Annotated in this window: 13 protein-coding genes; 11 read left to right on the plus strand and 2 right to left on the minus strand. The window is 39.8% G+C overall.

Annotated elements, in window-relative coordinates; translation table 11 throughout:
• Nucleotides 1-62 precede the first annotated feature (62 nt).
• Entirely contained in the window at nt 63-716 is a 654-nt protein-coding gene (gene rluA / locus HUS61_RS12070) for a bifunctional tRNA pseudouridine(32) synthase/23S rRNA pseudouridine(746) synthase RluA (RefSeq protein ID WP_175082558.1), read from the minus strand.
• Between the two features lie 133 nt (nt 717-849).
• Here rluA and HUS61_RS12075 point away from each other — a divergent pair, with 133 nt between their 5' ends.
• Nucleotides 850-1,080 (plus strand): hypothetical protein, encoded by a 231-nt coding sequence (locus HUS61_RS12075; protein WP_175082559.1) that lies wholly within the window; start codon nt 850-852, stop codon nt 1,078-1,080.
• 55 nt (nt 1,081-1,135) lie between these two features.
• On the opposite strand, the gene rapA is transcribed toward HUS61_RS12075, so the two are convergent.
• Nucleotides 1,136-4,030: an RNA polymerase-associated protein RapA gene (gene rapA, locus HUS61_RS12080; protein ID WP_175082560.1), complete on the minus strand. Its 2,895-nt coding sequence runs from the start codon at nt 4,028-4,030 to the stop codon at nt 1,136-1,138.
• A gap of 299 nt (nt 4,031-4,329) precedes the next feature.
• Here rapA and HUS61_RS12085 point away from each other — a divergent pair, with 299 nt between their 5' ends.
• The 10 genes from HUS61_RS12085 to HUS61_RS12130 all read left to right on the plus strand — a co-directional run bounded on the left by HUS61_RS12085 (nt 4,330) and on the right by HUS61_RS12130 (nt 13,853).
• Nucleotides 4,330-5,694, plus strand: a complete 1,365-nt coding sequence (locus HUS61_RS12085) for a PhoH family protein (protein WP_175082561.1) — start codon at nt 4,330-4,332, stop codon at nt 5,692-5,694.
• On the plus strand, nt 5,694-7,076 hold the full coding sequence (locus tag HUS61_RS12090; protein ID WP_016708262.1) for a PhoH family protein: 1,383 nt from the start codon (nt 5,694-5,696) through the stop codon (nt 7,074-7,076). Before HUS61_RS12085 ends, HUS61_RS12090 begins: the two co-directional genes overlap by 1 nt.
• Before the next feature lie 194 nt (nt 7,077-7,270).
• Nucleotides 7,271-7,633: a hypothetical protein gene (locus HUS61_RS12095; RefSeq protein ID WP_016708261.1), complete on the plus strand. Its 363-nt coding sequence runs from the start codon at nt 7,271-7,273 to the stop codon at nt 7,631-7,633.
• A 208-nt stretch (nt 7,634-7,841) separates the two neighbouring features.
• Complete coding sequence (locus HUS61_RS12100) at nt 7,842-8,879, plus strand: hypothetical protein (protein WP_016708260.1); 1,038 nt, start codon at nt 7,842-7,844, stop codon at nt 8,877-8,879.
• On the plus strand, nt 8,876-9,193 hold the full coding sequence (locus HUS61_RS12105) for a hypothetical protein (protein ID WP_175082562.1): 318 nt from the start codon (nt 8,876-8,878) through the stop codon (nt 9,191-9,193). Before HUS61_RS12100 ends, HUS61_RS12105 begins: the two co-directional genes overlap by 4 nt.
• A gap of 13 nt (nt 9,194-9,206) precedes the next feature.
• On the plus strand, nt 9,207-9,554 hold the full coding sequence (locus tag HUS61_RS12110) for a hypothetical protein (RefSeq protein ID WP_045979609.1): 348 nt from the start codon (nt 9,207-9,209) through the stop codon (nt 9,552-9,554).
• 156 nt (nt 9,555-9,710) lie between these two features.
• Nucleotides 9,711-10,064 carry a hypothetical protein gene (locus HUS61_RS12115; protein WP_074988940.1) on the plus strand — a complete coding sequence of 118 codons (354 nt, stop codon included), beginning with the start codon at nt 9,711-9,713 and terminating at the stop codon, nt 10,062-10,064.
• A gap of 107 nt (nt 10,065-10,171) precedes the next feature.
• Nucleotides 10,172-10,669 (plus strand): DUF411 domain-containing protein, encoded by a 498-nt coding sequence (locus HUS61_RS12120; protein ID WP_016708256.1) that lies wholly within the window; start codon nt 10,172-10,174, stop codon nt 10,667-10,669.
• Nucleotides 10,669-12,096 carry a TolC family protein gene (locus HUS61_RS12125; RefSeq protein ID WP_016708255.1) on the plus strand — a complete coding sequence of 476 codons (1,428 nt, stop codon included), beginning with the start codon at nt 10,669-10,671 and terminating at the stop codon, nt 12,094-12,096. Before HUS61_RS12120 ends, HUS61_RS12125 begins: the two co-directional genes overlap by 1 nt.
• Nucleotides 12,096-13,853: an efflux RND transporter periplasmic adaptor subunit gene (locus HUS61_RS12130; protein ID WP_016708254.1), complete on the plus strand. Its 1,758-nt coding sequence runs from the start codon at nt 12,096-12,098 to the stop codon at nt 13,851-13,853. Before HUS61_RS12125 ends, HUS61_RS12130 begins: the two co-directional genes overlap by 1 nt.
• The last annotated feature ends 2 nt before the right edge of the window (nt 13,854-13,855 follow it).

A 13,855-nucleotide genomic window follows, 5' to 3' on the forward strand; every position in this document is an offset into this window, starting at 1 on the left:
TTAATTAAATCAGTGATTAAATTAACTATCGGCAGTATTTATTAAATATTTAGCGAATTGTCTTAAAACTCAGGTGCTGCTTCAAAAATCAATGTTTCACCGCTGGCTGGGTGAGCTAAGGTTAGCATTTCAGCATGCAGTTGTAAGCGAGGAGCCATGGCGAATGCCTCGGGGTGAGCATACAGCTTATCGCCTAAAATAGGGTGACCCAATGACAGCATATGCACACGTAGTTGGTGAGAACGCCCAGTAATTGGGGTCAGCTCAACACGAGTCGCATTCTGTTCATACTCAAGCACTTTAAAGTGGGTTAATGACGGTTTGCCATTATCGTGATCAACCATTTGCTTTGGTCGGTTCGGCCAATCACAAATAAGTGGCAAATCTACCGATCCAGTTTCTTGCTCAAGCTTACCAAATACACGAGCAATGTAGCGTTTTGCAGTTTTTCTATCTTGAAACTGAATGCTTAAATTACGATGCGCTTCTTTGTGCATAGCTAAACAAATAATGCCAGAGGTAGCCATATCAAGGCGATGAACAATTTTTGCCGTTGGAAAAACGCGATTAATGCGAGCAATAAGGCAGTCAGCGTGTTTTGGGTCTTTTCCCGGCACAGTAAGTAAACCACTTGGTTTATTCACAATAAGCAAGTCATTGTCTTGATAAACAATACTTAAATAAGGTGTCATTGGGGGATTATAATTGAGTAACACAGCCAGCCTCGATGATATGCAAGGGCGCTATTTTAAAGGAGTATGAGCGCATACACAATGCCAGAGCTGGTTTTCGAGTAGCAGCTAAGATACAGTAAATTCAGCTATGGAGTTTAAATAAAAGGACATGTGAATGTTTCGCCTTGGTTTAATTCGCAGTAAACCTTGTACACGTTGTGGCTTAGAAGTTAATGACCTTGAGCCAGAGTGCCCGCACTGTAAAGGTTTTTCAGACCTACAAGCAGTGTATTTAAAGCAGGCTTACAAAGACGATTTAATACAAAGAAATAAAAGCTTAGCTAAGTTATTTTGCAAGCTAGCGGTATTGGCCGTAATTATTACCCTTGTGGTGTTTTTTGTATAAAAAACGCGATGTGAAAGCACATCGCGTTTGTGGTTTTGAGTTTAGCGCTTCAACGTTAGTGCGAAACGACAATTAAACGAATTGCATCCAGTTTAACTTGGGCTTTTTCGATGTAAGTAGTGAGTTCACTACGTTGCTTATCAAAGAAGCTCAGTTCTTCATCACGAATATTCGGGTTGATCTGCTTAAGAGCTGTTAAACGAGCTTGCTCTTCACCGAGTGCAGTTTGCATTTTCTCTAGTGATTCAGCGCGTAGTGTTTCAAGCTTGGTTTGTGCCATGCCTTGCGCACTAGTGATCATTGGGTGAATGACACTTTGTAGCGCGCTGGCTAATTTACTTGCAGTTTGGCGACCAACCGCAGACAACTGCTGATTGAAAGCATCAAAAGCAACATTATCAGCCAGATTGTTACTGCCCTTATCTAATAAGATACGAATAGGCGTTGGTGGCAAGAAGCGGCCAACTTGAAGTGCTTTAGGCGCCATCGCCTCCGCAATGAAAATAAGCTCAACAAAGAAGGTACCAGCAGGAAGCTTTTTGTTTTTCAGTAACGCCACAGAGGCAGTACCAAAGTCATCATCACAAATCATGTCTAAGCTGCCTTGCACCATTGGGTGATCCCAACTGATGAAATGCGCGTCTTCTTGCGAAAGCGAGGTGCTGCGATCAAACGTTACTGTGATGCCATCATCTTTTAAGCATGGGAAAGATGGATTTAGCATGTGCTCAGTTGGTTTTAAGATAATGGTATTTTCACCTTTATCTTCTTGGCTTACCCCAAAGGTGTCGAACACATTGATCATATAACTTGGTAGCGTGAATTGATCGTCTAACTCTTCGATATCAGCAACAAGACTTTCAGCTCGGCCTTGGCCACTTGAGTGCAGCTCTAGTAAGCGGTCACGACCACTTTCCATTTGCTTACGAAGCTTGGCATTTTGACCTGCCACTTGTTCTAGTAGTGGGTCTAGCTCTTCTTCGTCGCAATTGTGTGCACCAATAAACTCAAGTAGTTCTTCGCCATACTCTTTATACAGCATTTGCCCTGTTGTCGAGGTTGTTTCAAATGCATCTAAGCCTTCGTTGTACCAACGAAGTAACACTTCTTGTGCGGTGTTTTCAAAATACGGCACATGAATGTTTACGTCTTGAGTTTGACCAATACGGTCAAGACGACCAATACGTTGCTCAAGTAAGTCTGGGTTTAGTGGTAAATCAAACAATACTAAGTGATGCGAGAATTGGAAGTTACGACCTTCAGAACCAATTTCAGAACAAAGTAGAATCTGCGCGCTGTCGTATTCATCGGCAAAGTAAGCCGCTGCACGGTCACGTTCAACAATCGTCATGCCTTCGTGGAAAACAGAGGCTTTAATTGCTTCACGCTCACGTAAAATCTGTTCTAGGCTAAGTGCGGTTTCGGCTTTAGCACAGATAAGCAGTACTTTTTCGTGTTTAAGGGTTTTTAAGGTTTCGATTAACCAATCAACACGTGGGTCAAATGCCCCCCAGCTAGCATTTTCACCTTCAAACTCTTGGAAGATCTTTTCAGGGAATAGAGCGCGAAGTGCCGTTAGTTCAGCATTTTGAATGCCGCCCATGTTACCCAGTACCGACATCGCCGTTTTATATTGTTTTGGCATTGCCATAGGGTATGCATGAAGCTTACGGCTTGGGTAACCATCAATACCGCTGCGGCTATTTCTAAATAAAATACGACCCGTACCATGGCGGTCCAGCAGCATTGATAAAATTTCGTTGCGCGCCGTTTTATCACCTTGCTCCGCTTTCGCTAAAAGGTCAGTAATGTCGGTTTCTTTTAATAGCTCTTTTAATGTAGCACGAGATGCATCATCAAGGCCTTTTTCACCCAGTAATTGATTAGCAGCTTCAGCAACCTCTTTGTAGTTACTTTCTTCTTCAACAAACGCATCGTAGTCGTAGAAACGATCTGGGTCGAGTAATTGTAAGCGGGCAAAGTGACTGCGGTGACCAAGTTGATCTGGCGTTGCAGTTAATAAGATAAGGCCCGGAATGTCTTGGCTTAACTCTGCCATGCGTTGGTATTCAGTGCTTGGCTTACCATTATTGATACTTAAATGGTGCGCTTCATCAACAACCAATAAATCCCAATCAGCTAGGGTTGCTTGCTCAAACCAGCGTTTTTTCTTGCTTAAGAATTCAAGGCTAGTAAGTACTAACTGTTCTGTTTCGAATACGTTTGGAGAGTCTGCAAATGCCTCATCACAACGTTCTTCATCAAAGATTGAAAAACGTAAGTTAAAGCGACGTAGCATTTCTACTAACCACTGATGCTGTAAGTTTTCAGGCACAACAATCAGTACGCGGCTAGCACGGCCACTGATGATTTGTTGATGTAAAATCATACCTGCTTCAATGGTTTTACCTAAACCTACTTCATCAGAAAGTAATACGCGTGGTGCAAAACGTTTACCCACTTCTTGTGCGATATAAAGCTGATGCGGAATAAGGTTTGCACGCTGACCAATTAAACCTTTTAAAGGAGATTGCTGGCGCTCAAACTGGTGCTGCCAAGTTTGGTAGCGCAGCGTATAGCGGTCAAAACGGTCCACTTGGCCTGCAAATAAGCGGTCTTGTGGTTTATTGAATTTGATAAAGTGATCTAAAAAGGTTTCTTTTAACTGCGCTTTTTCACCATTATCGACGCGAATGCCGTGATAGCATAGTAACTCGCCTTGCTCTTCAACAGACTCGACTTCTAATTCCCACTCTTCAACGCTGCGAATAATATCACCTGGATTAAATGCGACACGAGTAACAGGTGCTTCTGTTAAAGAATAAACTCTGTTTTCTCCACTGGCTGGAAATAAAATGCTGACCTGACGGCCTTCAAGGGCAACAACGGTGCCTAATCCTAAATCTGACTCAGTATCACTGATCCAACGCTGACCTAAGGAAAAATTCATGTATGTCTCGTCTATGAAGAAAAAAGGCGGCTATGTTACCTGTAACGCCATGCTACTTCAAGGCAGTAAACTCGCCGCGCACAATTAAATTTAGTCAACCTTTTTAAGCCATTATTAACGGTAAAAATTGTATGTATTTTAACCAGTTAAATAATTGTATATTTGTTTGTCATAAAAAGGACTTTTGTCGTAAATAGACTAAACTGAGTATATACCTGACGAATAAACCATAGCTTCATCCGCCGCTTGTTTAGTTTATTGGGTATAGCATAAAAATCATAAAACGTAAGGAAAGTGCTATGGAAAAAGCTTCGAACCTTGATAGTAAAATGTATGTGCTCGATACCAATGTATTACTCCACGAACCCCTCGCTTATTTATCTTTCCAAGAACATGATGTTGTTATCCCGATGACAGTATTAGAAGAGCTCGACCACATTAAAGATAGGAAACATGACGTTAGCCGTGACGCCCGTGTTGCTATTCGTGGTTTAGATGAAGTGTTAAAGGACGCTTCGCCAGAGCAAATGTTGCAGGGTGTCGCGCTTCCTAGTAACAAAAAGGCTAAATCAGAATCTCGTGGCCGCTTAATTATCGTTAATGACCATTTATTTGCAGACAGTATTTCGGGTTTACCGGGCAACGAAAACGACCACCGCATCATCAACTGTGCTGTTCATTTACAGAAGCAACACAGCGATAGCAAGGTGGTGCTTGTCACTAAAGACATCAATATGCGCCTCAAAGCGAAAGGGGCAGGCCTTAAATTTGTTGAAGACTACAGAACAGACCAATTAATTGACGACATAGCATTGCTTACTAGCGGCTATAAAAAAATTGAAGGTGATTTTTGGCAACAGGTTGGAGAATGCGAAACAGAGCAGCAAGGCCGAGATACCTATCATCATGTGGCAAAGAGCACGATTAGCGATGTATTCTGTAATGAATATATTTTAGATGAAAGCGACCACTTTGCAGCCCGAGTAACAAGCTACGATGATAAACAAATTACTTTAAAGGATATCAGTGTTGAGCGCTTGATGAGCCATACCGCTTGGGGCGTTAAGCCAAAAAATGTTTATCAAGGGATGGCACTTGATGCGCTACTTGACCCAAGTATTGAATTGGTGATTTTAACTGGCCCGGCAGGCTGTGGTAAAACCTTACTCGCTCTTGCCAGTGCCCTCGAAATGATTATTGAAAAAGGCATTTACGATAAAGTGATTGTCACTCGTAATACCCCAGAAATTGCTGAATCGATAGGCTTTTTACCGGGTACTGAAGAAGAGAAAATGGCGCCTTGGTTAGCTGCTATTACCGATACGTTAGAAGTGCTGCATAAAGGAGATGAGAATCCAATTTCAAGCCGTAATTACATTATGGAAAAAGCCAACGTACAGTTTAAATCGGTAAACTTTATGCGTGGTCGTAGTATTCAAAACGCGGTTGTTATTTTACAACCCCGAATTGGGGGTATTTTAAAGTTTTTACCCCCTTGTTTTTATTGGCCTGTAGAAAAAGTAAAAAGAATTTCCAAAAAAATTGATTACCTTAGCTACTCTGAGCAGTCTCTCAACAATAAACCTTTACTCAAAATTTGTAATTTACAAGAAAAGTACAACACAAAGCCTAGCAACGATTCAATCTTTTGGGAGGCTGCGTAATGAAAAGCTCTATTGATAATCGAAATCCTCGTGTACTAGACACATCTGCATTAGTACATGATCCAAAATCTATTTTTAGCTACAAAGATGATATTTACATCTGTCTAACTGTCCTTGAAGAGCTTGATAACCTGAAAGAAAGAACTAATAAATCGGTAAGTGCCGATGCCCGTATGTGCATTAGAATGCTTGAAGACATTATAAATGGACATACAGCCGAGGAAATGGAAATAGGTATTCCTTTACCATCTACCGAAACAGCCCAGAGAGGAAAGCTTTTCATTGGAATTGACACTCAATTGGATCTGGCTAAGGAGTTAAAGCACGGGATAGGAAGTGATGCTGATAACAGAATAATTAATTATGCTTTATATCTTCAAAAAGAACTCAATAAAGACGTAACAATTGTTAGCCGTGATATTAATATGCGATTGAAAGCTCGAACAGTTGGGGTTAGGGCTGAGGACGTTGCCGTAGATAATCAAATATCAGATATTGATCTTTTATACACAGGAGTACAGGCTTTTGAAGGCGATCTTTTTGATCGAATTGAATCAGATAAAGATTTCAAAGTCTCAGGAGAGGTTTATACATTCCCAATAAGCTTGTTCAACGATGAAGTTCAGCCAAACATGTATTGGTACGATGAAGCCGGACACATTGGCCGGATTTCAGAAGTAACAGATACTGAGGTATACACAAAATTATTGCCGCGTAAGCAAGAAAAGATATGGGGCATATTGCCTAAAAACCAGCGTCAGGCGGTAGCTTTAAGCCAATTAACAGACACTTACTATGATTTAAATATCATCCTTGGTCCTGCTGGCTCCGGAAAAACTTTTTTGGCAGTTGCTTCGGCGCTGCATCAAGTATTGGAGTTGAAAAAGTACAAAAAAATCGTTGTGGTGCGCTCCAGAGACTTTATGGACGACGATCCGGGATTCTTACCGGGGGATTTAACTGAAAAATCAATGCCTCTTCTGGCAGGTATTACTGACGCATTAATTTCGATGCACTCGGATGATAATCATGAAGGAAATATTCACGCTACAGTTGAACATGTGATCGAAAGAGCTAATATAGAATTTACCAGTATGGCTTATTTTCGTGGCCGTTCAATAGACGATGCTGTTTTAATAATTGATGAAGCACAAAATATGACCCGTGCTCAAATTAAAGGAATGCTTAGTCGCGGTGGCAAAAATTGTCGGACAATCGTATTGGGCAACCTAGCCCAGATTGACGATAAGTTTGTAACACCTGCTTCTTCTGGTGCAAGTGCGGCTGTTAATGTGTTTCGTCATTATGAAAAAGGATCAGTGCTGATTTTTGATGAAGTAGAGCGTAGTAGCTTGGCTGAATTCACTGAAAAGAATATGTAGGCATCAAACTACCATTCACATTTCCTTATAATATTGCGACAATGGCCACTGCTTTTTGCAGTGGCTTTTCAGAGAAGCCCGTTCCCACGAAAACAGGACGAAATGGATTTACTCTGAACTAAAAGATTAAATATTCACATAAAAACTGAGTGACATAGGTGCGTGGCCTAGCGTTGCCGTTTTTTGGTGTATTGATGTCTTTTAAAAAAGAAGACCTGCTAGTAAATATAAAAAGGCAGGCAAAACGATTATCTAAATTATTAACTATTCCCCTTGGACAAGCCCAAGAAGGGGCAGCTATTTGTCTATATGGCTGTGACAGTTACAGCGATTTACTAGTAAAAATAAAAGCTGAATCCTTTGACAACCCATTGATAGCACTGTCTGCACTCTCACCAAACTCGGAAATATTTTTAGTAAAAATATTAGCTAGCCACCTAGATAGCATTATTGGAAATTTTGAAAAAAAATTTCCCGGCTCCAATATAAATGAAGAGATGGTCGTATCCTTGTTTGGGCTTAGCTTTTCAGAGTTCAAACTCAAAATATCTACCTAAAGTTGTACAAATACGTAAGTTGTCATTTTGTTTTTTGGCGATATTATAATAAGAAGGCTGAACGGACAGCCTACGCCTACACATGTTTTTCGCCTTGAAAAACGTGAACAGTGAAGCGGAGCATCCGTAAAAATTTGGTTATTTGAACAATAAATAAAGCAATGTGTTGGTAGGCCATTGTTTATTAGAAAGTTGTTTGGAGAACTAAATGATCTCACTTTATCAATTAAAGAATAAACTCAATAAACAAGCAAAAGAGTTTGCTGAGTTATTAGAGTTTCCTGATCTTTACGCCCAAGGCCTGTGGGCTAGAGGTGTTTATAACTGCCCTCATTTTTCTGATACCCATAATAGCCTCACTGAAGCATTTGAACAGAAAAAACTGGATTCAATTCTAAAGCACGATTCCCTGAAATACTTAATGATCAATGAATACGATGATCAAGAAATTATTGAATCGCTTCATAAAGAAATTGAGTCAATGGCAAACCGTATTGAAAGCCTGATGCTGGTAGATATCGAAACATTAGAGTTAGTTTCAGTGATATACCAAGTATTAGGGTTGCCAGAAGATGCCAAGTTTATTGTAAACACTGGTGCTGACTTTAGGCTGGAGTGGCGACCATATTTCGATGCTTTTGATGATCCGTTGATAGTTCAATATGCAGATTTAAAAGTTCATGGTTGTTATTTCAGGCTCATAGCTTCAAAGTTTCCGGTTGAAAAGCTTTCCTTGAATGACATTAAAAAATACATGTACATCAATCATGTAAACCATGATAGTGAGTTCGAAGGCTGTATTTCTGAAGGAAATACATTTTCTAAGCATGAGCACTGGCTGGTGTTGACACTTGAATTATTCCGTAGCGGCAAAGTAAATAAGGCTCAGTTCAATCCAACAACCTTCAAAATCGAAGGTATGCGCTATTTGGTATATGGCTTCCCACTGATTCCTTCCTTTGTATCTGATTGGCACAAACCTGATTTATGTCTACAGGTTAAAAATCTAGATGGTGATCAAAAGTTCATTGTTCGTATCGATCAGCAAGCTCTTGTTTTCCATGCACGACGTGTCGATACCAATTTTTTTAACACCATCGATTATGAAAAATATATTTCGTTGTATCAGTCTAGCGTTCTGTCACATTTTGATGCTGACAACAATTTACTAAAAGTTAATGGAGTTAAGTACCTTAGTTTTTTCCGCCCGTTTTGCCTAGAAGATAAGAAGGAAGCAAAAGCATGAGACCAAGAGTAAAACTAACTAACGCAACACTTATCTCAATTAAATCTGACTTAGAAGATAAGGTTGAACAGGTGCTTTACGCTACTTTTGCTGAGGATAGTAAGAACGGTAAAAAAGGTGAGGCTTTGTTTTCCACGAAAGTCATGGAAGTAAACGGTCTTGAATATAGAACTTTTGGTGCTGACTTTTATATCTTAGATGCAGAACCCCAAAAGTTTGATGTAGAGGTATTTGAGTTCAATTTAATGCATGAGTGTATGTACTCTCCAAATGAGCTATTAGAGTTGCGAGAAATGCTCCCTGCTGGCTATTAGTAGGGAGTAACAAATGGACAAAACATATTTAAAGGATGCTTACATACTCTCGGTCTATGACTATAAAGACTTTGAAAAATCATTTCTTGGGGAGTTTTTGTCAGGGGTTGTTATTGACGATGAAACATTCAGATTTCGGCCATTTGAGCAAATGGTAACTTCAAAGATTGTTAGCAAATCTGCTGATGAGGATAAGTTAGAAATATACACACATAGTGAGAGTTGTTATGTGATTGATGCTGACCATAAGTTAATTGATATTTCGTTTGTTGAACTGGTTGTTATGAGGGCGGGAGCTTATTCGGTAGATCGAGTTTTAGAAATGAGAGAGCAACTTAAGTCTCAAAATAAAAGCCATTGAATAACGAAGATAAGAAGTCTGATGAGATTATTATTTGTCACTTACCTCTTTGAAAAAGTTGACGTTAGTCAAATATTCATAAATGTTTACATGACATCAATTTACTTATTCGAAAATTTGTATTAGCATAGACATGTATATTTTTATGAGAATTTTATGTCTAAAGCATTTTCAAAAGTCTTAGTGATAACGCTTATGCTGTTTGCCTTTGTAGGGCAAGCATTTGCGTATTCTGCTATGCCTTGCGAAATGTCATCAGGTTCTCATGAATCACACATGAACATGAACATGGATCATGGTGATATGAATAAAAGCAGTAATGGTCAATCAGAAGATTGTTGTGACGTTGAATGTATTTGTCCTGCAAATGCTTGCTCATCTACGACAGTCCTAAATTCCAGTGTTGACTCGACAGATATTCAAATATTGAGTGAATCTGTAGCTGCTATGCAATCTAAACAACCTCATTCAATTTCCACTTCCCTTTATCGTCCACCAATTTTTGCCTAATACAGGATTAGTGCGTCCAAATTTCGCACACATGTAATTAATTTTTCTGTTAGTCAATATAGCGTCGTAGCGCTATAGCTATTTTCCAGCGACGTCTGGGGGCAAAAATGATCAATAAGTATTTAAAAATAGCAGTTGTAATGCTGCTTTCACCTGCGTTTGCAAACGCTAATGAACATAAGCATGCACACAATAACGACGTAACACCTTTGGAGTTAATCGTTTATAAAACCCCAACTTGTGGGTGTTGTAAAAAATGGATAACTCATATTGAAGACAAAGGGATCGTTGCGCATTCCAAAGATTTCCGAAACATCGGCAACATCAAAACTAAGTATGGTATCAAACCTAATTACCGTTCATGCCACACGGCAGTGAGTAGAAATGGGTTTGCCTTTGAAGGTCATGTACCGGCTAAGTTTATTCAGCAGTTCTTGTCAGAAGAGCACCCCAATGCGATTGGATTATCTGTCCCAGCAATGCCTGTTGGCTCTCCGGGTATGGAAGTCGGCGACCGCTTTATGTCATATAACGTATTAATTTTATTTAAAGATGGAACGAGTAAAGTATATGCAGAAGTTAAGGCTTATGAGGAGCAATTCTAATGAGATTAAATGTTTCAAGCCTTACTCTACTTTCAACTTCGCTAATGCTCGGCTTGTCTGTATTCTCAGCTCAAGCTGAGAAAGTAGTGTCACTTGAACAAGCTATCACCTTGGCTCAGCAAAATGATCCTTGGCTTCATGGGAGTCGGTTAAAACAAAGCGCGGTTGAAAATAGAAGTATCGCTTCAGGTACTTTGCCTGACCCCAAAGTATCACTAGGGATAATGAATTTACCAACAGATACTTGGGACTTAGATCAGGAAGGAATGACTCAACTAAAGGTTGGTGTTTCTCAAATGTTTCCTAGAGGTGATAGTTTAAAGATTAAACAAGAGCAATTAAAAATTGAGTCAACGAAATTTCCACTGCTACGAGAGGATCGTAAGGCTAAACTGATAAGCCAAGTATCACAGTTATGGTTAGATGCTTACTTAGCCCAACAAACCATTAAATTGATTGAAGCGGATTGGGCGCTCTTTGAGCAGATGGCGGAAGTTACTAAAGCTAGCTACTCAAATGTTGTTGGTAAAACCAGACAACAAGATGTTATTCGTGCTCAATTGGAAATCGTGCAGTTAGATGACCGATTAACTTCGCAAAAGCAGAAACTAGAAACAACAATCGCTCGCCTTAATGAGTGGCTTCATATCTACGATGCTGCTGGCTTGAATGAATCATTCAACTTTGATACGCAACCATTAGAGTTTAGGGTTTCTAAAAAGTTGCCTACAATTCATTTGAACAATTCAACAGTCCTAAAAGCATCTAATTACTCAAGAAATCTATTGGCTCAGGAGCTTTCGAATCACCCAGCCATACTTGCAATTGATATAAAACGCAAAGCTTCAGAAAAAGCAGTTGAGTTAGCTAAACAGCAATATGAGCCGCAATGGGGTGTTAATGCTAGTTATGCCTATCGTGACAATATGCCCTCTGGTGATAGCCGAGCTGATTTATTTTCTGTTGGAGTAACGTTTGATTTACCCTTGTTCACCGAGAACAGACAAGATAAGCAAGTTGCAGCTTCTATTGCAGATTCAGAGACTATTAAAACCGAGAAACTATTACTGACAAAGCAAATGATCAGTATGGTGGAAAAGGAGCTTAGACAGCTTAAGCGTTTATCTGATAGGCAATCTATCTATCAAGAACAACTCCTTAAACAAACTCATGACCAAGCAGAAGCGTCATTGACAGCTTACACAAATGATGATGGCGATTTTGCCGAAGTTGTTCGAGCAAGAATCGCAGAATTAAATGCCAGAATATCAGCCTTAAGAATTGATGTTGACGCACTTAAAACAGTTGCTCGTATCAACTATTTCTTTGCGCATTCTCAATCTAATTCAAATGCTGAACATAAGTCGATGCAAACTTCACACAAAACTAATCAGCACTTATCCAATCAGCAATTTGGAGAAAAATAATGTCAACGAATACTAAAACAATTATTGCCATCATCATTGGTGCTGCACTAGGTGCTGGAGCATTAAGTTTATATCAAGGTACAGGTTCAAGCGGTAATGGCAATGAAGCTACATCAGGAGAGAAAAAACCGCTGTATTGGGTTGCACCGATGGATTCTAATTACCGTCGTGACAAGCCCGGTAAGTCGCCTATGGGTATGGATTTAATTCCTGTGTATGAAGAAGGATCATCTGGTGATGACTTTGGCCCCGGAGCCGTAAAAATCGCGCCTCATGTAGTGAATAATCTTGGGGTTCGCACTGCTCCTGTTGAGCTTAAAAATATGCATACTGAAATATCAACCGTAGGTTACGTTCAATATGATGAAGATAAGCTAATTCACATCCATCCACGTGTAGATGGTTGGATAGAAAAGCTCTACGTCAAAGCCGCAGGTAATCCTGTTGAGAAAGGGCAGCCTCTATATACACTATATTCTCCTCAGCTAGTTAACGCGCAAGAAGAACTATTAATAGCTATAAAGCGCAATAATAGTTCCTTAATTGCGGCGGCCAAAGATCGGCTTAAAGCGTTACAGCTTTCAGCAGACTTTATTCAAAAGCTAGAAAAGACACGAAAGGTTCAGCAAAACATCACCTTTTACTCCCCTCAGGCAGGTGTTGTTGATGGTTTGAAGATTAGAGAGGGTTTTTATGTAAAGCCGGGAAACACCATATTAAGCATTGGTCAGCTAGATCAAGTTTGGGTTGAAGCAGAAGTGTTTGAACGTGACGCAGCCTTAATTAAAGAGGGACTTCCTGTATCAATGACACTTGACTATTTACCCGGTGAGGACTGGGCTGGTGTCGTTGATTATGTCTATCCAACCTTGAACAGTAAAACACGCACACTCAGAGTGAGGTTGAAGTTTGACAACCCTGACTATCAATTAAAACCAAACATGTTCGCACAAGTCTCTATTCACGCTAATCAAGCTGATAGCACCATACTTGTGCCTAAAGAAGCTGTTATTCGAACAGGTAAACAAGACAGAGTTGTACTTGCGTTAGGGGATGGCCAGTTTAAATCTATTGAAGTGACTATTGGCCGTGTTGATATCGATAGTATCGAAATCTTAGAGGGCCTTAATGAAGATGATGTTGTGGTGACATCAGCTCAATTCTTGATTGATTCTGAATCAAGTAAAAGCTCTGACTTTAAACGAATGACTCACGATGAAGTGCCCAACTCTGTTTGGATGCAAGGAGATGTTAATAGTGTTATGACTGGGCATCGCATGGTTAATATCAGTCACGGCCCCGCTGAAGCTTGGGATTGGCCTGAGATGGTTATGGATTTTACTGTGGCTGAAAAAGTTGATATTGACTCATTAAAGTCTGGTCAATCTTTGCACTTTGAGGTGAGTAAAACCGAAGATGGTGGATATGAAATTACTGGAATTCATATCATGAGTGAGTCTGCTGATATGAGTGAAGAAGTATCTTTTGCAACAGTATCAGGTCTAATCAATGCGATTAATGTTGATACGCGTATTCTAAATATTAGCCGAGGCCCAATAGAGAAATGGGATAGACCTGCTGCGACGATGGATTTTATAGTCGCGGACAATATAGAAATAGTTGATTTCAATGTTGGTGATAACGTCACTTTCACTTTTGAGGTGAGAAATAATTTGGTTATCACTGAAATCTATCTTGAATCAAATGAGCAACTAAAGCATGAACCTAAAAGTGCTGTTGACCATTCAAATCATTAAGT

The organism is Pseudoalteromonas sp. 0802 (assembly GCF_013350085.1).
In the GTDB taxonomy this organism is placed as follows: Bacteria; Pseudomonadota; Gammaproteobacteria; order Enterobacterales; family Alteromonadaceae; genus Pseudoalteromonas.